Here is a 25,162-nt window from a genome sequence, read left to right on the forward strand (position 1 = left end):
AGTCAGCATTTCTGTCGACTGACACACCGCATCGCGAGCAGGCTCGCTCCCACAGGGGGAATGTTGTGCGGCAGGAATTCACACCGGCTGCAGCTTCTTCTCGAACACCGCCACCCCTTCCAGATCCCGCAACACCACGTTCATCTCCCCGCTCTGCCCGTCGATGTTCACCTCGCCAAAGAACTGATAGCCGGCAAACGGCGAGGTGTTCTGGGCCGGTGGCGCCTTCTGGAACACCACTTCGGGGCCGAAGGTCTTGTCCAGGACGTTGGGGCCGAAACTACCCGCGTTCAGCGGTCCGGCGACAAACTCCCAGAACGGCTCGAAATCCTGGAACGCGGCCTGTTCCGGGTGGTAGTGGTGGGCGGCGCAATAGTGGACATCGGCGGTGAGCCAGACGTAGTTGCGTACCTGATGCTTGCGCAGGTAGCCGAGCAGCTCGGCCATTTCCACTTCGCGGCCCTGGGCCTGGCCCGGGTCACCGTTGGCGACGGCTTCCCAGCGTTGCACGCCGGGGCTGACTTCGCCGTCGGGCACGCCCAAGCCGATGGGCATGTCGGCGGCGATGACTTTCCATTGGGCACGGGATTGCTTCAACTCGCGCTTGAGCCAATCCAACTGCTCACGACCGAGGAAAGGTTTGGCCGCGCCGAGGTTGGCGTCATTGGCTTCGCGGTAGCTGCGCATGTCGAGCACGAACACATCCAGCATCGGTCCATAGGCGAGCTTGCGATAGATCCGCCCGCCGCCATCGGCCTTCTGCAAGCGCATCGGCGCGTATTCCAACCAGGCCTGGCGCGCGCGGCCCACCAGGGTGCCAATATCCTTGGTCTGGTAGCGCTCGTCCAACTGCTTGCCCGGCGACCAGTTATTGACCACCTCGTGATCGTCCCACTGCCAGATCTGCGGCACCTCAGCGTTGAAACGCCGCACGTTCTCGTCCATCAGGTTGTAGCGGTAGTTGCCGCGATACTCGTCCAGCGTCTCGGCCACCTTGCTCTTGGCTTCGGTGGTGAGGTTGCGCCAGATGCGCCCGCCTTCCGTGGTGATCTGGGCCGGCACCGGGCCGTCGGCGTAAATCGTGTCGCCGCTGTGGATGAAGAAGTCCGGCAGGCGCAGGCGCATGGCTTCGTAGATGCGCATGCCGCCAAGGTCAGGGTTGATCCCGAAGCCCTGGCCGACGGTGTCGCCGCTCCAGACAAAACGGATATTGCGCTTGAACTGCGGGGCGCTGCGCAGATGGCCCAACCAGGGCTCACTGGCAACGCCGCTCCGGGCGTCTTCGAAGTGTACGCGGTAGAAAATCGCCTGGTCGGGCGGCAGGCCGGTGAGCTCGACCCGGGCGGTGAAATCGCTGCGGCTGTCGGCCAGTGGCGAGACAACGCGCCGAGGGTTGGAGAAGCCGCTACGGGTGTCCCAGTCCACCACCATGCGTGCCGGACGGTCGCTGCGACTCCAGATCATCACCCGATCACCCTGCAAGTCACCGGATTGCACACCATCGGTCAGTACCGGCCGATCCTTGACCGAGGCAATCACCGCCGGCGCCAACCCCGGCAACAACAACCCCGCCCCCACGGCCTGCATCACACGACGACGGCCCAGGTCGAATTCGCTCATGGTGTTCCTCCCAAATGGGAAAACTAGAACATGCTCGTGTTAATCGGGTGTGACAACCATCCCCTGGACACCCCAAACAACTGTGGGAGCGAGCCTGCTCGCGATTGCGGAGGGTCAGTCAACAGAGTCGTTGGCTGATACACCGCTATCGCGAGCAGGCTCGCTCCCACAGGAGGATTGCGTTGGGTCAGGCCTTGGCAGGCTCCAACGCCATCTCGACTTGCTCCGGCCGCTTGAGCAGTGCATATGCCACCGCCGTCAGCAGGCTGCCCGCCACAATCGCCAGCAAGTACAGCAACGCATGGTTGATGGCGTTGGGGATCAGCATCACGAACAGCCCGCCGTGGGGCGCCATGAGCTTGCAACCGAAGTACATCGACAGCGCACCGGTCAGCGCACCACCGGCGATGCTGGCCGGGATCACCCGCAGCGGGTCCTTCGCCGCGAACGGAATCGCACCTTCGGAAATGAAGCACAGCCCCAGCACCAAGGCCGCCTTACCGGCCTCGCGCTCGGTCTGGGCAAACTTGCGCCGGGCGATGAAGGTGGCGATGCCCAGGCCAATTGGCGGCACCATGCCAGCGGCCATGGTCGCGGCCATCGGCGCGTAACTCTGCGACGCCAGCAGGCCCACCGAAAACGCGTAGGCGGCCTTGTTGATCGGGCCACCAAGGTCGACACACATCATCGCCCCCAGCAGCACACCCAACAGAATCGCGTTGGTGGTGCCCATGCTGTCGAGGAAATGGGTCAGGCCTGCGAGCATGCCCGCCACTGGCTTGCCCACCACGTAGATCATCACCAGCCCGGTAAACAGACTCGCCAACAGCGGGATGATCAGGATCGGCTTGAGCGCTTCCAGGCTCTGGGGCAGACGTGCGTAACGGTTGATCGCCTTGGCCGCGTAGCCGGCCAGGAAGCCGGCGATGATCCCGCCGATGAACCCGGCACCCAGGGTGCTCGCCAGCATCCCGCCGATCATCCCCGGCGCGAGACCCGGACGGTCGGCAATGGAATAGGCGATGTAACCGGCCAGCAACGGCACCATCAATTTGAATGCGCTTTCGCCACCGATCTGCATCAGCGCGGCGGCCAAGGTGCCAGGCTCCTTGAACGCGGTAATGCCGAACACGAACGACAACGCGATCAACAGACCACCGGCCACCACCATCGGCAGCATGAACGACACGCCAGTCAATAAATGCTTGTAGACGCCGGTCTTCTCCGCCTTGGCCGGCCCCGCACTGCTACTGGACGCCGTTTCCTGCTGCCCTTCGGCCAAGGCTTTTTTCAGCGTGGCCTCCGCTTGTTTCAAGGCGATGCCCGTGCCGCAGCGGTAGATCTTCTTGCCGGCAAAACGCTCGGTGGCGACTTCGATGTCGGTCGCCAGCAGCACCACGTCCGCCTCGGCAATGGCCTGGGGACTCAACGGATTGCGCGCGCCCACCGAACCCTGGGTTTCCACCTGCAAGTCGTAGCCCAATCGCGCCGCGGCCTGCTGCAATGCTTCGGCGGCCATGAAAGTATGGGCCACGCCCGTCGGGCACGCGGTGATGGCAACCAGGCGCGGCGCATGTTCGCTCACTGCTGCGGACGATTGCGCAGCAACAGCCGCCTCCTGCTGAACATCCGACTCCACCAGGACCGCTGCCTCTTCGGCGCCACGGCGCAGCACCGAATCGACATCCTGCAGGGCCTGGGCCGGGGTGCTGCGGAACAACCGCTTGCCGACGAACCGCGACAAGTCCACCGGGCCGCTGGCAACCAGCAACACCCACTCGGCGGCCTCAAGGGTCGCCGCCGACAACTGGCGCTCCGGATGGGCCGCGTCATGGACTTCGACACTGGTGCTCCATCCCTGGCGCTGGGCCGCCGCGTCCAGCAGGCGGGCGCACAACACACTGGTGACCATGCCGTTCGGGCAGGCCGTCACAATGGCTAATTTCATTCTCGCGAACCCTCTTATTGTTCTGTCAGGGGGCGCACGCGCACGCCCTGTTCAAGCGACGCCAGCAACGCGGTGTCATGAATGCCGAAACCGATCTGCGTGACCGCCATCGCGGCGATGGCCGTGGCAGTGCGCAGGGTCTGCTCCGGCGTATGCGCACCGAGCAGGCCATGCAGCATGCCCGCCAGCAGCGAATCCCCGGCGCCCACGGTACTGGCGACGGTGACCTTGGGGGGAGAAGCGTGCAGTGCCGAACCGACACTGAACCAATTCACACCGTCGGCACCGTGGGAAATCACCACATGCTCGACGCCCTGAGCGTGCAGGCGTTGCGCCGCTTGGGCCTGGGCCTGCTCGGTCACCACTTCGCAGCCCAATGCATCGGCCAATTCCTCGGTGTTCGGCTTGATCAGCCACGGCCCGGCGGCCAATGCAACGCGCAAGGCTTCGCCGCTGGTGTCGAGGGCCACCTTCAGGCCGAGGGTTTTCAGGCGTGTGACCAATGCCTGCAACCACTGTGGGCTGACGCCCCGGGGCAAGCTGCCCGCCACCACCACGACATCGTGCCCAGGGGCGATCTGTTCCAGACGCGCCAGCAACGCCTGCTGCGCCGCCTCATCGACCCTCGGGCCGGGGCCGTTGAGGTCGGTGATACGTCCATCCTGCTCGGCCAGCTTGATGTTGCTGCGGGTTTCCCCGGGCACCCGGATAAAGGCGTCGACAAAACCGCGTTGAGCGAACAACGTCTCGAACGCCTGGGCGTTGTCTTCACCCAAAAAGCCGCTGACGGTCAGCGTATGCCCCAGGTCAGCCAGTACCTGGGCCACGTTCACGCCTTTGCCGGCGGCGTGGCTGTGCATGGCATCGCTGCGGTTGACCTGGCCCGGTTCCAGGCGCGCCAGTTCCACCGTGAGGTCGAGCGCCGGGTTGAGGGTCAGGGTAAGAATCTTCGCCATTACAGCGCCTCCACTAATGCGCGCACGTCATTGGCACTGCCCACGACCAGTGCTTCGCGAGCCAGGGTCTGTGCCTGTTCGAGGCTCAGTTCGCGTACTCGCGCCTTGACCTCGGCAATGCTGCGGGCCGACACGCTCAGTTCATCCACCCCCAGGCCCACCAGCACCGGTACGGCCAGCGGGTCGGCCGCCAGTTCGCCACACACACCCACCCATTTGCCATGGGCATGGGCAGCGCGCACGGTGATGTCGATCAATTGCAGCACCGCCGGGTGCAAGCCGTCGGCCTGGGCGGAAAGACTTGGATGGCCGCGGTCGATGGCCAGGGTGTACTGGGTCAGGTCGTTGGTGCCCACGCTGAAGAAGTCGACTTCCTTGGCGAGCACCGGCGCGAGCAACGCGGCGGACGGCACTTCGATCATGATCCCCAGTTGCAGGTCCGCCACCGGGATTTCCAGGCGCAGGCGCTCGGTCATGTCCCGGGCCTGGCGCCATTCTTCGACGCTGCCCACCATCGGGAACATGATCCGCAACGGACGGTTGTCCGCCGAACGCAGCAAGGCACGCAGTTGCGCCTCCATGATCTGCGGGCGCTGCAAGGTCAGGCGGATGCCCCGCACACCGAGGAACGGGTTTTCTTCTTTCGCGATCGGCCAGTACGGCAACGGTTTATCGCCGCCGACATCCAACGTGCGCACCACCAGCGGTCGGCCGGCCAGGCCATCGAGCACCTTGCGGTATTCGGCCTCCTGGGTCGCTTCGTCCGGGGCCTGAGTGTGGGCCATGAAAATCAGTTCGGTGCGCAACAGGCCGATGCCTTCGGCCCCCTGCTCCACCGCGCCGGCGACACCGGCGCTTTCACCGATGTTGGCGAACACCTCTACCGGGTGGCCATCACGGGTCAGCGCAGGTTGGTGACGCTGTTCGGCGGCGGCCTTGAGGCGTTGCTCACGGGTGTCGCGTTCCTCGACGGCGCGCTGCAGGGTGGCGGCATCAGGCTCCACGTGCAGGCGACCGCGCTGGCCGTCCAGCAACAATGAAGTGCCCGGCGCCAGCAGCAACACCGAGGCTCCCGCCCCCACCAGCGCCGGAATACCCAGGGCCCGGGCGACAATCGCGCTGTGAGCGGTGGCGCCACCACGGGCGGTGAGAATCCCCGCTACACGGCTCGGGTCCAGGCGCGCCACGTCGGACGGCCCGACTTCATCCATCACCAGGATGTACGGTTGCTCGGGTTCGTTCGGGGTTTCGACGCCGCATAATTGCGCCAGCACACGGCGGCCGACGTCGCGAAGATCGGCAGCACGCTCGGCGAGCAGTGCATCCTGCAAGGCTTCCTGCTCTTTCGCGGCGGCTTCAATCACGCCCATCCAGGCCGCTTGCGCACTTTCACCGAGCTTCAGACGGGTGTCGACTTCGTCAGTCAGCTCCGGGTCGTCGAGCATTTCCTGGTGAGTAATGAAAATTTCGCGGATGGCCTTGGCCTTGGCGCGCTCGATCAGGCCTTCGATGTCGCGGCGCACCTGATTCAAGGCGTTTTGCAGACGCTCACGCTCGATGGCGGCCGACTCGCCACGCAGCGGATAGTCGATGGCTTGCAGGACCTGGATATGGGCCGGGCCAATGGCGATGCCCGGAGCGGCAGGCACCGCCTGGATCAAGCTGCCGGATTCGGGAGCCAGCATCACGGTCGCAACCTCGGCCATCGGGCTTTCCTGCGGCGTACTCGGTGGCGGCAGCGGTTCGACTTCTTCGCCCAGGCCTTCTTCGATGGCCGCCAGCAATGCTGGCAGCGCATCGGCGGCAATGCTCGGTTCAGCGATGAATTCCAGAACCTGACCGCGACGGGCGCCCAGGCTCAGCAGCTTGCTCAGGCTCTTGGCCGACACGGCGCTATCCTGGCCGTCGACGATGCGCACGCGGATCTCGCCTTCGAAGCTTTTCGCCAGTTGCGCAAGGACCTTGGCCGGACGCGCGTGCAAGCCATGGGCGTTGGCCAGGCCAATTCGAGCACTGGGCCAGTCGGCAGGCAGTTCGCCCCCCAGCACTTCCAGCACCTTGCGGCTGCTGGTGGCACGGCCCAGCTCGTGGCCGCGACCTTCGATCAGCAAGGCGCAGAGTCGTTCGAGCAACGCCTGGTGAGCTTCGCCGAGGCTGGCGAGGCAGAACAGGCCACTCAAGGGCTGTCCCAGATAACGGATGGGCTTGTCCGGGGTCACGAAGGCCAGGCCCGGGCGCTTGACGGTCTGTTCGCTGTGCAGCCACCACAGGCCATCGCCCAGGGGCAGCGCATCGACTTGCTGCAACACCCCGGCAAAGCCGTTACTCACGCAATCGGCCTGGCGCAGCAAACGGGCGCCACGCCACACCAGCTCCTCGAAATCGTCGGCCGACACCCCAAGCCCGATCATTTGCGCATCCAGGGCCAGCTCCTGCGGCGCACCTTGCAGCAACTTCAGCAAGGCTTCGGCGGAGCCGGCACGACGCAGCGCCTGACCCAGGTCGGTCTCGCCGAGGGCGCGGGTCAGCAGTTGCAGCAGGCGCAGGTGCTCATCGGACTTGGCCGCGATACCGATCGCCAGGTAGACGATTTGCCCGTCGCCCCAGTCCACGCCGTCCGGGAATTGCAGCAAACGAACACCGGTCGAGTGCACCAGGTCGCGGGTTTGCGGCGTACCGTGGGGGATGGCGATACCTTGGCCAAGAAAAGTCGAACCCTGGGCTTCGCGGGCCTGCAAGCCGGCGAGATAACCTTCGGCCACCAGGCCATCGGCCACCAGTTTGTCAGCGAGCAATTGCAGCGCGGCGGCTTTATCCACGGCGGTTTGAGCCATGGATATCTGCTCTGGATTGAGCTCGAGCATGCTTTCTCCTTTTTGGCGTCGGGTTGGCGCCAGGTATTGTTTTGAATGACAGCTTAGCGTTACAGGACGGCTTTTGGCGGTATCGCGGCAGTGCGGCCAGAAAAATCCTGCTAGCCTTGAAAATACGCTTGCTGAAACGTTTAATCTAGAAAGATTGGCACGTTACTCGATAATCTCTCATCCTTGAAGTGCAACTTGTCGCCAGTGTTTGGACAACGACCGTCGCGCCGAATCGGGTAGGATGGGCGCTCAGTGTCGGGCAAACTCGAAAAAACAAGGAAAAACGGGTTGAAACTCAGTGATATCGCCCAACTGGCCGGTGTGTCCGTCACCACCGCCAGCTATGTCATCAACGGCAAGGCCGAACAGCAACGCATCAGCAATGCGACCGTCGAACGGGTGCGTGCGGTGGTCGAAGAACATGGCTTCACGCCTAACCCCCAGGCCGCCGGATTGCGCAGTCGGCATACCCGTACCCTGGGCTTCATCCTGCCGGACCTGGAAAACCCCAGTTACGCCCGCATCGCCAAGCTGCTGGAACAGGGCGCCCGGGCGCAGGGCTACCAGTTGCTGATCGCCAGTTCCGATGACGCGCCAGAAAGTGAGCGGCAGCTGTTGCAGCTGTTCCGCGCCCGGCGCTGCGATGCGCTGATCGTCGCCAGTTGCCTGCCGGCCGGGGATGACAGCTACCGCCAGCTCCAGGCCAAAGGCATTCCGATCATCGCCATCGACCGGGTGATGGAGCCTGAGCACTTCTGCTCGGTGATCAGTGACGACCGCCAAGCCAGCCTGCACCTGACCCGCAGCCTGCTGGAGACGCAACCTCGGCAGATCGTGCTGGTCGGCGCGCGTCCCGAGTTGAGTATCAGCCAGGAACGGGCCGCGGGCTTTCGCGAGGCACTGAGCGGATTCGAAGGCCAGGTGCTGGTCGAGCACGGCGAATCGTTCAGCCGTGAATGCGGTCGCCAGTTGATGGACGACTTGCTCATGCGCTTGGGGCATCTGCCCGATGCGCTGATCACCACTTCCTACGTACTGCTGCAAGGGGTGTTCGACGCCCTGCACGACTTCCCGCTCAAGTCGCGCCCGCTGCGCCTGGGCACCTTTGGTGACACGCAACTGCTGGATTTCCTGCCGCTGCCGGTCAATGCCATGTCCCAGCAGCATCAATTGATCGCCAACAAGGCACTGGAACTGGCCCTGGCGGCCATCGAGAACGGCGACTACCAACCTGGCGTGCAGGCCATTGCGCGGACCTTCAAGCAGCGTATCCACCAGGACTGAATCGTGGAGCTGATCGACACGCACACCCACCTGGACTTTCCCGACTTCGACGCGGATCGTCCAGCGCTGCTGGCCGCAAGCCGCGCCCTGGGTGTCCGGCAGATGGTGGTGCTGGGGGTGTATCGGGACAACTGGCAGCGGGTCTGGGACCTGGTACAAAGCGACCCGGACCTGCACGCCGCACTGGGCCTGCACCCGGTGTACCTCGACCAGCATCGCTCCGATGACGTGGCGCACCTGCGCGACTGGCTGGCCCGTCTGGCCGGGCATCGGCAATTGTGCGCGGTGGGTGAAATCGGCCTGGACTACTACGTCGAGGGCCTGGACCGTGAGCGCCAGCAGACGCTGTTCGAAGCGCAACTGCAACTGGCGGTGGAGTTCGAATTACCGGCACTCATCCACGTGCGTCGCAGCCATGCGGCGGTGATCGCAACCCTCAAGCGCCTTCCCCTGAAACGCGCGGGGATCATCCACGCCTTCGCCGGCAGTTTCGAAGAAGCCCGCGAGTACATCAAGCTCGGCTACAAACTCGGCCTCGGCGGCGCCGCCACCTGGCCCCAGGCCCTGCGCATGCACAGGGTACTGGCGAAACTGCCGCTGGAAGCGGTTGTGCTGGAAACCGACTCCCCAGACATGGCCCCAGCAATGTTCCCCGGCCAACGCAACAGCCCGGCGCACCTGCCAGCGATTTGCGAGGCCCTGGCCGCAATCATGGCGATCAGCCCGGAGCAACTGGCCGAGGCCAGCACCGCGAACACCCGGCAATTGTTCGACTGGTGACCGCACTCTCCTGTGCGGACTCGCTCGCGAAAGCGGTCAGCCTGGGTAAGAGAGGTTGGATGTACCGACGCCATCGCGAGCAGGCTCGCTCCCACAGGGGGAACACGTACGCTCAAAAAGCAGGTCGGCGGCAAAGCCGCCTTGCTTTTGCTTTGCTTTGCTTTTGCTTTTGCTTTTGCTTTTGATCTCCGGGCCCCGTTAACCACGACGGCCGAACGCAGGTATTGCGTAGTGGGCAACCCGGCATGGATGCCGGGTTAGCCGCGCTGGGCCATGGATGGCCCTTCGCGGCGGGCCCACGGAGCAATGCCGGAGTGAGGGCACACCGAGCCTAGGCGAGGTGCCGAGTGGTGGGGCCAAGCCTTTTTGGTTACTTTTGGGGCGTCTGCCAAAAGTAACCCGCTGTAAGAGCGGAACCATAAGTAGCCGTTACCGCAGCAATGGATATGTACCCAGTAAGACCGCCATCGCGAGCAGGCTCGCTCCCACACGAGCCTTCACACCCGAAACGCATTGATCAACACCTTGAGCTGCCCCACCTGGACCGACAATTCACGACTGGCATCCTCAGTCTGGTGCGCCCCCTCGGCCGTGCGCTCACCCGCACGGTTAATCTCGACAATGTTCTGATCGATATCATGGGCCACCGCCGTCTGCTGCTCCACCGCAGCGGCGATCTGCTGGTTCTGGTCGACGATCATGCCAACGGCACCGAGGATATTTTCCAACGCCCGCTGCACCTTCTCCGACTGACCGACCGTGCCGCTGGCCATTTCATGACTGGTGCCCATAGCCTTGACGGCGGCGTCCACGCCACCGTGCAGACGGCTGATCATCGCTTCAATCTCCTCGGTCGATTGCTGGGTCCGCTTGGCCAGGGTCCGCACTTCATCGGCCACCACCGCGAAGCCACGTCCCTGCTCACCGGCCCGAGCCGCCTCAATCGCGGCGTTGAGGGCCAGCAGGTTGGTCTGCTCGGCAATGCTCTTGATCACATCCAGCACGCGACTGATGGCCTGGCTATCGGTCGCCAACTGATTGATCACCTGCACCGATTGATCGATCTCGCTGGCCAGGCGGACGATGCTGCCCTGCTGGGATTCCACCAGCCCGCGCCCGCTAAGCGTTTCATCATTCACACTGTGAGCGCTGCTGACCGCCGCAGCGGCACTGCGGGCCACCTCCTGGGCCGTGGCCGACATCTGGTTCATCGCCGTGGCGACCAGTTCGATCTGGCTGCGCTGGCCCGCTACCGCCTGATTACTCTGGGCCGATACCGACTCCACCTGTCCGGCCTGGCGCTCCACCTCGATGACGGTCTGACCCACCCGTTCGATCAGGTCGTGGATCTTCGCCACCGTGCCGTTGAACACCTCCCCCAACTCCCCCAGTTCGTCTTTGCTGCGGGCCACGAAATTGACCGTCATGTCCCCTGCCGCCACTTTGTCCATCATCCGCCCCAGGTACTGGAGGGTGGTGCGAGTGGAGGCATAGAAGCCGGCATACAAATAGAAAATCAGCAGGAACACCGCCACTAACGCCACGGCTTGCAGCACCATGTGGCTGCGATTCTGCTCCAGGCGATGCTGCAATTGGACACCGAGGAAATCCAGCGCTGCGCTATTCAGCCGGTAGGTCTGCTCCATCAGGCTGCTGACCTGATCGAAAAATGCCGACCAGGGTGCATCGAGGGCGTCGGCCATCACCACCTGTTCTTCGATCAGTTCAGCGGCCTTCTTCAAAGTGCCCTTGCTAGCGTCAGCCGGGCCAGCAAGGGCTTGGCCGGCCGCCTGACTGGAGACCAGCGCATCTTGCAGCTTCAAGCCATATTCACCCTGGATTTTTTCGATCTGCGCCAGCAGCTCATCGAACCGGGTGCTGGAGGCAGAATTGAGAAACCCCAGGCCCAAGGCCGAAGCACCCAGCGCGCGGCCCTCACCCAGGATCTGGGTGACATCGGGGGTCACGCCGGTAATCAGTTCGCCGAGCTGACGAATATCGCTCTGGTTGTCACGACTGAGCCCCGCCTGGCTGGCGATGATCTGGCTGAATATCTGCGAGCTGTTGAGCAGCTTGCTGATCAGCGCACTTTTGCTTTGCAGGGAGCTTTCGGCCTGCTGGGCCTTGAACGCGGCGATTATTTCGTCGCGCTTGGCGTCGAAGAGACTCGCCTGTTCAGGCTCCACGGCCATGGCGGTCATGCCTTGCAGCCGCGCAAGGATCTGTTGCTCGAGGGTGCCTATTTTCGCGTCCACATCGCCGGCCTTGCCGGACTGGCCCAGGCTGGCGTTGATCTGCACCAGGTTGTTCAGGGTTTCCAGATCTCGGCGCAGGGTCAGGCTGCTGCCCAGCAGGTCGAGGCTTTGCAGTTCCACGTGCGTTCCTTGGAATTCACGGTAGGAATCGCGCACCAGAAAGAAGTTGGTCGCTAGCATCGGCAGCAGGAACAACACGCTGATCAGGCTGAACTTCATGCCGAAACTCAGGCGGTTCATCAGGGCGACGGCGGGCCAGAGCAAACTCTTCACAAGGAAGTCTCCCGGGAATGTTTTTATTGTTATGGGGCATGCGCACAGAGACAGCAGAAAGCCACTATCGGGCGCTGTCCCTGTATAGCCTAAATCGGAGGGGAGATTTGTAACTTAAGGTTAACGGCGCCGGGATGGGCTCCGTTCCTTTCCTGGGAGGGTATTTGTCCGTGGGAGCAAGGCTTGCCCGCGATTACGGTAAGTCAATCCGCAACAATGTTGACTGGCTTGTCCCTATCGCGAGCAAGGTTTGCTCCTACAGCTTGTTCCACACAATAAAGGATGAACTCGTCGCCTAAGCCAGCACCGTCCACAAGGCAAACCCGGCATACCAGAGCACCGCCGCACGCAGCAGTAATTCCCAGAGCCGATCGAGGCTGTTGATGCCGTCCGGCCCGGCCACGGGCTCAGGAATTTCGCCAGCCACCAGGCCGACCTTGTCGACCAACTGAGCGGCGCTGATGTTCCAGTTCAGCAGCTCATGCAGCATCACCCGGCTGACCGCCACGAAGTTGCCCACCAAGGCGAAACTCGCCGCCAGCAGCCGCACCGGCAACCAATCGAAGGCATGGCGCAGTTGCGCTGCCCGCTCGGCCACGCCGGGGTTCTGGCTGTGCTCGGCGGCCAATGCCAGCAGGCGATAACTCAAGGCCGCCACCGGGCCCAGCAGGAAGTACCAGAAGATCACCGCGAAAAAGCTCTGGTAGGCCTGCCACAGCAGATGGGCCTGAACACGTCCCAGCAACTGCTCGCCACCGTCGGCTTCAATGCCCAGGTCGCGCTTGGCCACGTGGGTGGCCGCTTGCAGGTCTTCGCGGCGCCAGGCATCGCGAAACGGTCCCAGCTCGGCCAACAGATCCCCACGCCCCAGGCTGTAGATCACCACCAGCAGGTGCACCGGTAGCACCAGCAGCCCGTAGGCCAGCGGCTCCAGTACCCACAGCAACAACGCCAGCAGTGCCACGGGCAGCAGGACCATCACCAGCAGCACCATCCAGGGCCAGTTGGCCCACCGCGGACTCGCCTCGATCCGGTTCAGTTCGCCCAGCCACGCGCCATCGCGCTGGAGCCGCTGGCGCAAGGCCGAGAACTTCTCGATCCAGACCGCCAGTAGCAACACCAGAAAACTCATTGTCCTTCCCCTTCTGTCAGGGCCGCTCGATAGCGTGCCCAATCGAACGCTGGTCCCGGATCGGTCTTGCGCCCCGGAGCGATGTCGCTGTGCCCGCAGATGCGCTGCACGGTGATCGCCTTGAAGGCCGCTTGCAACTGCCGCGTCAGTTCCACCAACGCGGTATATTGCGCGTCGGTGAACGGCAGGTCATCGGTGCCCTCGAGCTCGATGCCAATGGAAAAATCGTTGCAGGTTTCCCGCCCCTCGAAACACGACACGCCCGCATGCCACGCACGCTCCAGACAAGAGACAAACTGAGTGACGGTGCCGTCACGCTCGATCAGAAAATGCGCGGAGACACGCAAGTCGGCTATACCGGCAAAGTAGGGATGTTCCGTGACATCCAGGCGATTCTGGAAGAATTCCTGCACCTTACCGGTGGCGAACTGAGCGGGCGGCAGGCTGATGTTGTGGATCACCAGCAGGGAGATTTCGCCCTCGGGGCGCGCATTGAAGTTGGGTGATGGGCAATGACGCACGCCATCGCACCAACCGCTCGCGGGGTCCAGCTGCATACAGGTTCCTTCGAAGACGACGGGTATGCCGTCAGTATGCCGTGATCGACCCGGACTGTGCGATTACTTGCCGCGATTGAGTTGACGCAGATTGCCGAGCACGGACTCCAGCGCCCGGTCGAACAGCAGGGTGTCGTCCAACAGGCGTGCAGCCCCCCGGCGAAACTCCAGGGCCAGGCTGGTGCGACTGTGCTCTTGTACCTTGAGGCCGGTACGATTGACGAAGATATATTTGCCGGTGCTCTGGATGATCGCCGCCAGCTTGCAACGCAGGCTGTTGTCCTCATCCTCCTGGAACTCGACCCAACTCCCCAGGCGCAACTGGTCGACCTGAAGCAGACCCACGTCATCGGCCGGCAAGCGCACCGTCACGTTGTCCGCCGAGGCTTTGTACGCGGGACGCAGGACAATCTTCTCCCGCACCTCGATCATCACCGGCGCATCCGCCGACTGGGCCTGATCCGTGGCTTGGCCCATACGCTGCAAAGCCTGCACGTGCAGGACTTCCAGTTCGCTGAAGAATTCGCTGGTGGCGAACGGGTCGAATGCCGAACGGCTCAGCCCTTCGCGCAAAGCCTTGAGCAGCTCCGGCACCATGGCCAGCAAGCGCAGGCCCGCATCCGGCTCATCGTGATACTGGACACTCCAGATCAGTTGCTCCAGGGTCAGGACATCGGCCTGCCATTCGGCCGACCGCTCGCCATGCTTGAAGCCGGTCAACAGCAGCACCTGGCTCCAGGCCTGCTGCACGAATTCCACTACGGCCTGGGGCAGCACCTTGCCGAACATGACCTGATTCAACGCGCCCTCGACTCGCTGACGGGCCAACTCCGCCTTGGCCCGCCCCTCCTCGGCATCCCGGATGCGCTGTTCGAGCAGTTCGCTGCGGCGCCGCTCATCACTGGTGAAGGCGAGAAACTCAGCCAGCACTTCGGAGAAAATCGCCGGGTCATCGACGAAGTCGTTCAACAGGCGTTGCACCACTTGTTCGATACGCTGATAAAGGCTATCGCGCTGGTGATCGTCGCAATCGCCCCAGCCCATGGCGGCAGCGGCAATTTCGTTGAGCAGTCGGCGGGCGGGATGATTGCCACGACTGAAGAAACTCTTGTCCTGCACCGCGACCTTGAGCATCGGGATTTGCAGGCGGCCGATCAACGCCTTGAGGGTGTCTGGCAGATTGTGGTCATCGAGAATGAATTCGAACATCATCGCGATCAGGTTGATCACGTCCTCGTCGGCGCCTTCGACCACGCGGGACTTGCCGCTCTTGACGCTGACCCGGGTGAGCAGCTGTTCGAGCTGGCTGCGCAGGTCGAACTCGTCCTGGAGCGTGGGCGCCGGCACGTATTGCTGCAAATGGGAAAGCAGGCGCAGCAGGTCACGGGTCGAGATCGGCTGTGCCGGTGCGCTGGGCTCCAGGGTCGGTGCCACGCTGCCACGCACCTGCATCACCAGTTTCTGCAAGGCGGAGAACACTTCCTGCACGCTGTCATCGACCTCGGCGGCCCGGGGCTTGGCCGCACGCTCCGAGGTGGGGCGCGGAGCCTCGTCGACACGATCCGACGCCCGCCGGGACGGCGAAACCTTGAGGTCCGACAAAATACCCGTGGCCGCCAGCAACTGATTGGCCTCGGCATAAAACTGGTCGCACTCGCTGAGGACATAGCGCTCGAACAGCTTGAGCAGGATCAGTTTGACCTTGATCTCCACTCCCAGGTTGCGCCCGGCTTGCAGAAAGGTCTCGCACAACAGCGCCGGGCTCAGGGGGTTCTGTGAGGTCGTCATCGGTCGGGCCAGCAGTACGCTGAGCCGGGCCGTCAGTTGATCCAGGGAAGCCCCATCGCGACTGAGCACCCGGGTGACCATGGCTTCTACTGCCAGATGGCGCTCCAGATCGTCATGGGTCGACTGGACCGGAGCACCGGGGGCGATGGCAGTGTTCAAGGAGGCATGGGTCAGGTCGTACTGGGCGAGGCTGACGAACGCCTCGAAGAACTGCTCGATGAATTCGCGCTCGATACTTTTGCGTTTCAGGCGCAGGTCCCGCATGGCTTCGAAGAACAGATTCTGCTCGACATCGTTGCGCGCCCGGTCGGCCATTTCGAACAAGGTGTCGTCGGCGTTATCGAACAGCCTCTGCAAACCCAGGCGCAGCTGTTGTGCAGCCTTGTCGCGAACCTGGAGCAGAATCACAGGCAAACGGGCGAGTGGCGAGCGATTCGCCTGATCGGTAGGCACCTTATGCAAAGGCACTACATTCCCGTCGTTGTGCATCCTGGCCTCCTGAAACGGTGTTCTTCGGTTGGCAACGTCAAAGCCATGACGTCAATCGAAAGGCGGATTATCTGGCAAAAGAACCCCGTCGCACCAGAGGACTCTGTGACCCAGCTCGAAATACATCCCAATAAATGACCGGGAAATCGGGGAAACGTTGCGAAGAGCCGACCAAATGCAGGTCAAGGTGAACAATGTTTGTACAACAGGACACTGGCCCTATAATCGGCCCACTTTGCCTGTGGAGCCCGTTATGCCGAACCTACGTCTCGCCGACCTGACCGCCGAAATCGAAGCCAACGTGCGCCGCGCCTTGCTCGAAGACATCGGCAGCGGCGACATCACCGCGCAGTTGATCCCCGCCGAACGCCTGGCCAAGGCCACCATCATTACCCGCGAAGCCGCGATCATCAGCGGCACCGCCTGGGTTGACGCCGTGTTCCGGCAACTGGACCCGCGTGTCGCGGTGCACTGGCAAGTGCGTGACGGCGACCGGGCCAACCCCGACCAGGCGCTGTTCCACCTCGAAGGCCCGGCCCGCTCACTGCTGACCGGCGAGCGCAGCGCGCTGAACTTCCTGCAGATGCTCTCGGGTGTCGCCACCCGCGCCCGCTACCTGGCCGACTTCGTCGCGGACACCCAGGTCAAGCTGCTGGACACCCGCAAGACCCTGCCCGGCTTGCGCCTGGCGCAGAAGTACGCCGTCACCTGTGGCGGCTGCCATAACCACCGCATCGGTCTGTACGATGCCTTCCTGATCAAGGAAAACCACATCGCAGCCTGCGGTGGCATCGCCCAGGCAATCGCGGCCGCCCACAAGATCGCACCGGGCAAACCGGTGGAAGTCGAAGTGGAAAGCCTGGCGGAATTGAAAGAAGCGCTGGCGGCCAATGCCGACATCATCATGCTCGACGAACTGAGCCTGGACGATATGCGTGAAGCCGTGCGCCTGAACGGCGACAAGGCGAAGCTGGAAGCCAGCGGCGGGATCAACGAAAACACCTTGCGGCCGATTGCCGAGACCGGGGTGGACTACATCTCGATCGGGGCGATGACCAAGGATGTGAAGGCGGTGGATCTGTCGATGCGCTTGAGTCTCTGAGCATAAAAAAACGCCAGCCCTGAAGGCTGGCGTTTTTTTTCAGACCACCAGATTATTCATCTCGCAGTACTCATCCCAATCCACACCCAGCACCTCGGCAGCCTCCTTGTGCAAGGCAAGACGCTGCGCCTCGAACTCTTCAGGTGTGCTGGTGTACTTGAGCGTCAGCTCCCAAGGCTGCAAGCCCTGGGCTTCGGCCTCGTCTTCGAAAGCCCACTGAATCTGGTCTTTCTGCTCATCGGCGCTCAGGTTCCCGATTTCTTCCAGTAACTGAGGCGTATCCAGGGCATATTTGCGCAGCGCTTCTTCGTGTCTGGCTTCTTGGGTCAGTTCTTTAGCCGTCATGTCGTTCTCGCTGATCGAAGGAATGGAAGATGGGACTGGATCATCAAGGATCTCTCTGACACAGAACCGCTGGCAGCGCGGTTTTCCTGGTCCTTGGAACCATTCGTGGATCATTTGAAAACTGCTGGGCAATGCTCATGCAGGCAACGAATATAGGACGTTTTGCCGATGATTTACACGGCTCTTTACATCTGCCGCACAAAAACCTTATGTCCACGTACGGAAGAGGTCGAGGAACATCTATCAGAATCCCGAGTCATAGCGATGTGCCACATCGGCGCTTCATAAGGATTCTGTAATGCGCAGCTTTCCAAGGTTAACGTCTATTCGGCGGGCTACCACGACCCTGCTACTCGCCAGCCTGGTATTGACCAGCGCTGCGCAAGCGGCAGTTGAGATCTCGTCCAATTATCCAGAGCCATCCGATGAAATTTCGGCCCTTCGTAGCTCATTTGGCAACGACGTCTTCTACAAAACCGGTATCAGCATCGATAACTTGAAGGACATGCAGCAAGCCGCCAAAGCCAACGCTATCGAACTGGAAAGCCAGAAGCGCACCCTCGCCGAGCAGGCCCGGCAGATCGAAGAGCTCAAACGCAACAGCGGTTCCAGTTCCAACTCCAGCAGCCGGGAAATTGAAGAACTTAAACGCACGGTCAAGGAACAGGAGCGCGACCTGAACGACCTTGGCAAGCAAGTGGAAGAGCTCAAGCGTAATAGCGGCTCCAGCTCGAGTTCGAACAACAGCGAGATGTCGACGCTGAAAGGAAAGATCAGCGATCAGGATCGCGAGATGGATCAGCTCAAACGCATGGTTGAGGAGTTGAGCAGGAAGGTGAAATAAGGAGAGAGGAGATCTTGCCCGAGACAGGAATCGAACCTGCGACCTTCGCGTTACGAGTGCGCTGCTCTACCGACTGAGCTACACGGGCGGTGAGCTAACCTAGCATCCAGCCCGTGACCAAGCAACCTGTGCCACAAGGATTTTCCACACACAGCAAAACGCCCCGAACCAGTCGGGGCGTTTTGTTGTTCAGCAGTCAGGCGAAGGGGTGATTAAACGCCCGATGCCTTGGCCGCCGCCACGTCCTTGATGGACAGCTTGATACGGCCGCGGTTGTCCACGTCCAGTACCAGCACTTCCACTTCCTGGCCTTCTTTCAGGATGTCGGTCACTTTCTCGACGCGAGCATCGCTCAGCATGGAGATGTGAACCAGACCGTCCTTGCCCGGCAGGATGTTGACGAAGGCACCGAAGTCGACGATGCGCTCAACCTTGCCGACGTAGATCTTGCCGATCTCGGCTTCGGCGGTGATACCCAGGACGCGCTGGCGTGCTGCTTCTGCCGCTTCCTTGGTTTCGCCGAAGATCTTGATCGAACCGTCGTCTTCGATGTCGATCGAAGCCTTGGTTTCTTCGCAGATCGCACGGATGGTCGCGCCGCCTTTACCGATGACATCACGGATCTTGTCGGTGTCGATCTTCATAGCGATCATGGTCGGAGCGTTTTCCGACAGTTCGGTACGGGACTGACCGATCACCTGGTTCATCTGGCCGAGGATGTTCAGGCGCGCTTCCAGGGCCTGGCCCAGGGCGATTTCCATGATCTCTTCGGTGATGCCCTTGATCTTGATGTCCATCTGCAGTGCGGTCACGCCTTTGGCGGTACCGGCTACTTTGAAGTCCATGTCGCCCAGGTGGTCTTCGTCACCCAGGATGTCGGTCAGGACGGCGAATTTCTCGCCTTCCTTCACCAGGCCCATGGCGATACCGGCAACCGGTGCCTTCATTGGCACACCGGCGTCCATCAAGGCCAGGGAAGCGCCGCAGACCGAAGCCATGGAGCTCGAACCGTTGGACTCGGTGATTTCCGATACTACGCGAATGGTGTACGGGAACACGTCGGCGTCCGGCAGCATGGCCTGGACCGAACGACGGGCCAGACGGCCGTGACCGATTTCGCGGCGACCGGCGCCACCCATGCGACCGCACTCACCCACCGAGAACGGAGGGAAGTTGTAGTGCAGCATGAACGGGTCTTTCTTTTCGCCTTCCAGGGTGTCCAGCAGTTGCGCGTCACGGGCAGTGCCCAGTGTGGCAACGACCAGGGCCTGGGTTTCGCCACGGGTGAACAGCGCCGAACCGTGAGTCTTCGGCAGAACGCCGACTTCGATGTTCAGCGGACGTACGGTGCGGGTGTCGCGACCGTCGATACGTGGCTTGCCGTTGACGATGTTCTCGCGAACGGTCCGGTATTCGATTTCACCGAAAGCGGCCTTGACGTCGGCAGCCGATGGCTGGCCTTCTTCGCCGGACAGCTTGGCAACGACCTGGTCCTTCAACTCGCCCAGACGCGCGTAACGGTCGGCCTTGACGGTGATGGTGTAGGCCTGGGAGATCGCTTCGCCGAACTCGGCACGGATCGCGCCCAGCAGCTCGGTGGCTTCGGCTTGGGGAGCCCAGGTCCAGGTTGGCTTGGCGGCTTCGGCGGCCAGTTCCTTGACGGCGTTGATCACCACCTGGAACTCGTCATGGGCGAACAGTACGGCGCCCAGCATCTGGTCTTCGGTCAGCTCTTTGGCTTCGGACTCAACCATCAGCACGGCTTCGGAAGTACCGGCAACGACCATGTCCAGGCTCGAGGCCTTCAGTTGCTCGTAGGTCGGGTTCAGCAGGTAGCCGGTGCTTTCGTGGAACGCAACGCGGGCAGCGCCGATCGGGCCATCGAAAGGAATACCGGAGATGGCCAGCGCAGCCGAGGTACCGATCATCGCAGCGATGTCCGGATCGGTCTTCTTGCTGGTGGAAACGACGGTGCAGACAACCTGCACTTCGTTCATGAAGCCTTCTGGGAACAGCGGACGGATCGGACGGTCGATCAGTCGGGAAGTCAGGGTTTCTTTCTCGGAAGGACGGCCTTCGCGCTTGAAGAAACCGCCAGGGATCTTACCGGCAGCGTAAGTCTTTTCCTGGTAGTGAACAGACAGAGGGAAGAAGCCCTTGCCTGGATCGGCTTGCTTGGCACCGACAACGGTCACCAATACGCTGACGTCGTCGTCAACGGTGACCAGCACTGCGCCGGAGGCCTGACGGGCGATACGGCCAGTCTCGAGGGTAACGGTCGACTGACCGAACTGGAATTTTTTGATTACCGGGTTCACGGTGTCCTACCTTCTTTGTGGCTCTTGGGGGAACTTGTCTTCTTGCGAAATTCTTGGGCAGTGCGGGGAATCGGCCCAACGACTGTCCAGATAAAACTTGAGGCTGGGAGCCTGCCGGTTGCCGACGCAAAGCGCAGGCAACTGACAGACCACCAACCTCATAGCGCAATCGCTTATTAGCGACGCAGACCCAGGCGGCCGATCAAGGCGCTGTAACGACTTACGTCCTTACCCTTCAGGTAATCCAGCAGCTTGCGACGCTGGTTTACCATGCGGATCAGACCACGACGGGAGTGGTGGTCTTTACCGTTGGCCTTGAAGTGACCTTGCAGTTTGTTGATGTTGGCGGTCAGCAGTGCAACTTGCACTTCTGGCGAACCAGTATCACCAACAGCTTGCTGGTAGTCGGTCACGATCTGAGCTTTTTCTTCAACGCTGAGTGCCATGTGGCTTTCCTCTTGTGAGGTACCGTTTCCGGGGAAACCGTACCAACAGGCCAGGGACAGATCCCTGTATCTATAAATGAGTAGTGACCGTGCCTGTTAACAGCCACACTCGCCCGCCTGCTGTTACACAGACGGGTTCCGGTCATTCCGACCGAATCAGTCGACGCGGCGCAATGCGCCCGTCTTCGCTCACTTCACCGATACCGATGAAGCGACCGTTGTGATCCTGTACCCGAACCATGCCGAATTTCGGCGCATCCGGGGCTCGCACCGGCTGGCCATTGAGCCAGTAGAATGCGCTGTGTTCCGAGAACTGCAACAGCGGCCAATCCAGCAACCCACTGTCCGATGGCATCAGGAAGCGGTCGACCGCTTCGTTGCCGCCTTCGGCATGTACCGCTTCGAGCTCTTCCAGCGTGACCGTCTGGGCCAGCGTGAAGGGTCCGGCCTGGGTCCGGCGCAACTCCGCCACGTACGCACCACAGCCGAGCTGCTCACCAATATCCTCAACCAGGGTCCGGATATAAGTGCCTTTGCTGCAATCCACGGCTAGCCGTGCAGTATTACCGTCAAAGGCCAGCAATTCCAAGCGCGCAATAGTAACAGAACGTGGTTCACGCTCCACTACTTCGCCTGCACGGGCCAATTTGTACAAGGGCTGCCCATCACGCTTCAGGGCCGAGTACATCGGCGGTATCTGACTGATTTGCCCACGAAATCCGGGCAGCACCGCTTCGATATCAGCCTGACCAACGGTCACCGGCCGCTCGCGTAAAACCTCGCCTTCGGCATCCGCCGTGGTGGTGGTCTTACCCAATTGCGCCAGGGTTTCATACCCCTTGTCGGAGTCGAGCAGGTACTGGGAGAACTTGGTCGCCTCGCCGAAACACAGCGGCAGCACGCCGGTGGCCAGCGGATCGAGGCTGCCGGTGTGCCCGGCCTTCTCGGCATTGAGCAGCCAGCGAACCTTCTGCAAGGCGGCGTTGGAGGTGAACCCCAACGGCTTGTCGAGCAGGATGATACCGCTGACGTTACGACGGATACGTTTGACCTGAGCCACCGGTTACTCCTTGGTGTCTTCGGGTTCAGCCGCGTGTTGACTGTCTTCAGCCACCGCGCGCTCGATCAAGGCCGACAGGTGCGCGCCCCGGGCGACGCTCTCGTCGTAGTGGAAATGCAGCTGTGGAACACTGCGCAGCTTCATTTCCCGGGCCAACTGCATGCGCAGGAAACCGGCGGCCGCGTTGAGCACCTTGATGCTCTGGGCGACGTCATCGGCACCGTCCTGCCCCATCACCGTGATGAAAATCTTTGCGTGACCGACGTCACGGCTGACTTCCACAGCGGTAATGGTGACCAGGCCGACACGCGGGTCCTTGACTTCGCGGCGGATCAGTTGGGCCAGCTCGCGCTGCATCTGATCGCCGATTCGTTGGGTACGGCTATATTCTTTTGCCATGTCTTGCTACCTGTTACTGCCCCACGGTGAAACCCGTGAGGTCTGAAAGCGGCAAACGCCCGGCCTGACAAAAGCCAGACCGGGCGTTGCGTTTAGAGTCCGCCAGCGAAGCAGCGCATGTTCATGCGGCTACCCGATGTGGCTCTTGAAGTGCGCGAGTCAGAGGCTGCGAGCAACCTGGACCTTCTCGAAGACTTCGATCTTGTCACCGACCTTGACGTCGTTGTAGCTCTTGACGCCAATACCGCATTCCATGCCGGCACGTACTTCGGAAGCGTCATCCTTGAAGCGACGCAGGGATTCCAGCTCGCCTTCGAAGATCACGATGTCTTCACGCAGTACACGGATCGGACGGTTACGGTGAACGACACCTTCGATCACCATGCAACCGGCGATGGCACCGAATTTCGGCGAACGGAACACGTCGCGAACTTCGGCCACGCCCAGGATGTTCTCCCGCACGTCGCTGCCCAACATACCGGTCAGGGCTTTCTTGACGTCTTCGATGATGTCGTAGATCACGTTGTAGTAACGCATATCCAGACCTTCCTGCTCGACGATCTTGCGAGCACCGGCATCGGCACGCACGTTGAAGCCGAACAGTACTGCATTGGAAGCCAGTGCCAGGTTGGCGTCGCTTTCGGTGATACCACCGACACCGCCGCCGACCACACGCACTTGCACTTCGTCGTTGCCCAGGCCGTTCAGAGCACCCTGCAAGGCTTCCAGCGAACCACGGACGTCGGATTTGAGGACGATGTTGAGCGTCTTCTTCTCTTCCTGGCCCATGTTCTCGAAGATGTTTTCCAGCTTGCCGGCATGAGCGCGAGCCAGTTTGACTTCGCGGAACTTGCCTTGACGGAACAGAGCCACTTCGCGGGCTTTCTTCTCGTCAGCCACAACGCTCATCTCGTCACCAGCGTCCGGCGTACCGTCCAGGCCGAGGATCTCGACCGGGATAGCCGGACCGGCTTCCTTGATCGGCTTGCCGTTCTCGTCGAGCATGGCTCGAACACGACCATAGTTCGAACCGACCAGCACCATGTCGCCCTGACGCAGCGTACCGTCCTGAACCAGGACCGTGGCCACCGGACCGCGGCCCTTGTCCAGGCGCGATTCAACCACGACACCACGGCCAGGGGCCGATGGGGTGGCGGTCAGTTCGAGCACTTCGGCTTGCAGCAATACCGCTTCGAGCAATTCGTCGACGCCGGTACCCATCTTCGCGGAAACCGGAACGAATGGAGTATCGCCACCCCAGTCTTCCGAAGTCACGCCGTGAACCGACAGCTCGCTGCGGATGCGATCGAGGTCGGCGCCCGGCTTGTCGATCTTGTTCACCGCAACCACCAGCGGCACGCCAGCTGCCTGGGCATGCTGAACAGCTTCGATGGTCTGTGGCATCACGCCGTCGTCCGCCGCGACCACCAGGATCACGATGTCGGTCGCCTTGGCACCACGGGCACGCATGGCGGTAAACGCGGCGTGACCCGGGGTATCGAGGAAGGTGACCATGCCACGATCGGTTTCAACGTGGTACGCACCGATGTGCTGGGTGATACCGCCGGCTTCGCCAGCAGCTACCTTGGCACGACGGATGTAGTCGAGCAGCGAGGTCTTACCGTGGTCGACGTGGCCCATGACGGTCACGACCGGCGCACGAGGAACCGCTTCACCTTCGAATTTCAGGGACTCGGCCAGGGAATCTTCCAGGGCGGTGTCGCTGATCAGGGTCACTTTGTGGCCCAGTTCTTCGGCAACCAGCTGGGCAGTTTCCTGATCCAGTACCTGGTTGATGGTGGCCGGCGTACCCAGCTTGAACATGAACTTGATGATCTCGGCAGCCTTGACCGACATCTGCTGGGCCAGATCGCCCACAGTGATGGTCTCGCCGATCTTCACTTCACGCACGACAGGGCCGGTCGGGCTCTGGAAACCGTGGGCGTTGCGTTTCTTCAGCTTGGCCTTGCCGCGACCGCCACGACGGAAGCCATCGCTTTCTTCGTCGGTGGTACGTGGAGCAACCCGTGGAGCCGGCGCCTTTTCCTTGACCGAGGCACGATGCGGAGCGTTCTTGCGCTCGCCATCACCACCGCCACGACGGTTCTCGTCGGCACGTGGCTTGTCCGGACGACGCGGTTCGTCGCGCTTGCGAGCGTCAGCCGCAGGGGCAGGAGCTGCCTCCAGGACCGGTGCACTTTCACGCACGGGTTCAGCCACCTGGGCAGGCGCCGCTACGGCTTCCGCCGGAGCAGGTTGCGCAGCGGCCGGGGCAGGCTGACGACGCGCTTCTTCTTCGGCGCGGCGCTTGGCTTCTTCTTCAGCCTTCTGGCGCGCGGCATTTTCTACTGCGCGACGTTCATCCAGTTCGCGTTTGCGCTCGGCTTCGATTTCTTCCGGGCTGCGCTGGACGAAAACTTTCTTTTTGCGTACTTCTACGCTGATGCTTTTGCTACCGGCAACACGCAGGGTGCTGGTGGTTTTACGCTGCAGAGTGATCTTGCGCGGTTCTTCCACTTTCGCCTTGTGACTGCTCTTCAAGTGGGTCAGCAGGGACTGCTTCTCACTGTCGGTCACATGTTCCTCGGCGGCGGTGTGCGGCAGACCTGCCTCACGCATCTGCTGCAACAGGCGCTCTACCGGTGTTTTGACCTCATCGGCCAGTTGTTTCACCGTGACTTGCGTCATGCACTTCTCTCCTC

Annotated in this window: 18 protein-coding genes, 1 tRNA gene and 1 pseudogene; 4 read left to right on the plus strand and 16 right to left on the minus strand. The window is 61.9% G+C overall.

What is annotated here, in order from left to right:
• Window positions 1-78 precede the first annotated feature (78 nt).
• The 4 genes from ACODTO_RS14240 to ptsP all read right to left on the minus strand — a co-directional run bounded on the left by ACODTO_RS14240 (window position 79) and on the right by ptsP (window position 7,388).
• Window positions 79-1,620, minus strand: coding sequence for an alkaline phosphatase D family protein (locus ACODTO_RS14240; RefSeq protein WP_139648225.1), 1,542 nt, complete (start codon window positions 1,618-1,620; stop codon window positions 79-81).
• Window positions 1,621-1,807: 187 nt separating this feature from the next.
• On the minus strand, window positions 1,808-3,568 hold the full coding sequence (locus ACODTO_RS14245) for a PTS fructose-like transporter subunit IIB (protein ID WP_175385541.1): 1,761 nt from the start codon (window positions 3,566-3,568) through the stop codon (window positions 1,808-1,810).
• 14 nt (window positions 3,569-3,582) lie between these two features.
• Window positions 3,583-4,524: a 1-phosphofructokinase gene (gene pfkB, locus ACODTO_RS14250; protein WP_139648222.1), complete on the minus strand. Its 942-nt coding sequence runs from the start codon at window positions 4,522-4,524 to the stop codon at window positions 3,583-3,585.
• Complete coding sequence (ptsP, locus tag ACODTO_RS14255; protein WP_175361772.1) at window positions 4,524-7,388, minus strand: phosphoenolpyruvate--protein phosphotransferase; 2,865 nt, start codon at window positions 7,386-7,388, stop codon at window positions 4,524-4,526. The genes pfkB and ptsP overlap by 1 nt, the downstream gene beginning before the upstream one ends.
• 288 nt (window positions 7,389-7,676) lie before the next feature.
• On the opposite strand from ptsP, the gene cra reads away from it, so the two are divergent.
• A complete protein-coding gene (cra, locus tag ACODTO_RS14260; RefSeq protein ID WP_139648218.1) occupies window positions 7,677-8,672 on the plus strand; it encodes a catabolite repressor/activator in 996 nt (331 codons plus the stop codon).
• Window positions 8,673-8,675: 3 nt separating this feature from the next.
• The gene (locus tag ACODTO_RS14265; protein ID WP_489106607.1) at window positions 8,676-9,452 is read left to right on the plus strand and encodes a TatD family hydrolase; all 777 of its coding nucleotides are present in this window, start codon (window positions 8,676-8,678) and stop codon (window positions 9,450-9,452) included.
• 497 nt (window positions 9,453-9,949) lie between these two features.
• On the opposite strand, the gene ACODTO_RS14270 is transcribed toward ACODTO_RS14265, so the two are convergent.
• From ACODTO_RS14270 to ACODTO_RS14290, 5 genes and pseudogenes are all read right to left on the minus strand, one after another.
• Window positions 9,950-10,879, minus strand: coding sequence for a methyl-accepting chemotaxis protein (locus ACODTO_RS14270; RefSeq protein ID WP_489106655.1), 930 nt, complete (start codon window positions 10,877-10,879; stop codon window positions 9,950-9,952).
• A pseudogene (locus ACODTO_RS14275) lies at window positions 10,856-11,947 on the minus strand (methyl-accepting chemotaxis protein); the annotation flags it as partial. The pseudogene ACODTO_RS14275 and the gene ACODTO_RS14270, both read right to left, overlap by 24 nt.
• Before the next feature lie 328 nt (window positions 11,948-12,275).
• Window positions 12,276-13,112, minus strand: coding sequence for a regulatory signaling modulator protein AmpE (gene ampE, locus ACODTO_RS14280; protein WP_139648212.1), 837 nt, complete (start codon window positions 13,110-13,112; stop codon window positions 12,276-12,278).
• On the minus strand, window positions 13,109-13,669 hold the full coding sequence (gene ampD, locus ACODTO_RS14285; RefSeq protein ID WP_139648210.1) for a 1,6-anhydro-N-acetylmuramyl-L-alanine amidase AmpD: 561 nt from the start codon (window positions 13,667-13,669) through the stop codon (window positions 13,109-13,111). Before ampD ends, ampE begins: the two co-directional genes overlap by 4 nt.
• Before the next feature lie 63 nt (window positions 13,670-13,732).
• Complete coding sequence (locus ACODTO_RS14290) at window positions 13,733-15,946, minus strand: DUF1631 domain-containing protein (protein ID WP_175363289.1); 2,214 nt, start codon at window positions 15,944-15,946, stop codon at window positions 13,733-13,735.
• A gap of 253 nt (window positions 15,947-16,199) precedes the next feature.
• Here ACODTO_RS14290 and nadC point away from each other — a divergent pair, with 253 nt between their 5' ends.
• Window positions 16,200-17,048 carry a carboxylating nicotinate-nucleotide diphosphorylase gene (gene nadC, locus ACODTO_RS14295; protein ID WP_489106608.1) on the plus strand — a complete coding sequence of 283 codons (849 nt, stop codon included), beginning with the start codon at window positions 16,200-16,202 and terminating at the stop codon, window positions 17,046-17,048.
• Between the two features lie 39 nt (window positions 17,049-17,087).
• Here the strand turns inward: nadC and ACODTO_RS14300 are convergent, their stop codons facing one another.
• The gene (locus tag ACODTO_RS14300) at window positions 17,088-17,393 is read right to left on the minus strand and encodes a DUF6388 family protein (RefSeq protein ID WP_024779938.1); all 306 of its coding nucleotides are present in this window, start codon (window positions 17,391-17,393) and stop codon (window positions 17,088-17,090) included.
• Between the two features lie 298 nt (window positions 17,394-17,691).
• Here ACODTO_RS14300 and ACODTO_RS14305 point away from each other — a divergent pair, with 298 nt between their 5' ends.
• A complete protein-coding gene (locus tag ACODTO_RS14305) occupies window positions 17,692-18,237 on the plus strand; it encodes a hypothetical protein (RefSeq protein WP_489106609.1) in 546 nt (181 codons plus the stop codon).
• Between the two features lie 15 nt (window positions 18,238-18,252).
• Here ACODTO_RS14305 and ACODTO_RS14310 read toward each other — a convergent pair.
• The 6 genes from ACODTO_RS14310 to infB form a co-directional block, all read right to left on the minus strand.
• Window positions 18,253-18,325: transfer RNA gene (locus tag ACODTO_RS14310), tRNA-Thr, on the minus strand.
• 124 nt (window positions 18,326-18,449) lie between these two features.
• Window positions 18,450-20,555 (minus strand): polyribonucleotide nucleotidyltransferase, encoded by a 2,106-nt coding sequence (gene pnp, locus ACODTO_RS14315; protein WP_024779940.1) that lies wholly within the window; start codon window positions 20,553-20,555, stop codon window positions 18,450-18,452.
• A gap of 176 nt (window positions 20,556-20,731) precedes the next feature.
• Window positions 20,732-21,001 carry a 30S ribosomal protein S15 gene (gene rpsO / locus ACODTO_RS14320; RefSeq protein WP_002555121.1) on the minus strand — a complete coding sequence of 90 codons (270 nt, stop codon included), beginning with the start codon at window positions 20,999-21,001 and terminating at the stop codon, window positions 20,732-20,734.
• Between the two features lie 142 nt (window positions 21,002-21,143).
• Entirely contained in the window at window positions 21,144-22,061 is a 918-nt protein-coding gene (truB, locus tag ACODTO_RS14325; RefSeq protein ID WP_024779941.1) for a tRNA pseudouridine(55) synthase TruB, read from the minus strand.
• A 3-nt stretch (window positions 22,062-22,064) separates the two neighbouring features.
• On the minus strand, window positions 22,065-22,460 hold the full coding sequence (gene rbfA, locus ACODTO_RS14330; protein ID WP_053193010.1) for a 30S ribosome-binding factor RbfA: 396 nt from the start codon (window positions 22,458-22,460) through the stop codon (window positions 22,065-22,067).
• 159 nt (window positions 22,461-22,619) lie between these two features.
• Window positions 22,620-25,148, minus strand: coding sequence for a translation initiation factor IF-2 (gene infB, locus ACODTO_RS14335; RefSeq protein ID WP_053193009.1), 2,529 nt, complete (start codon window positions 25,146-25,148; stop codon window positions 22,620-22,622).
• Window positions 25,149-25,162: the final 14 nt, after the last annotated feature.

Source organism: Pseudomonas sp. FG13 (assembly GCF_057809755.1).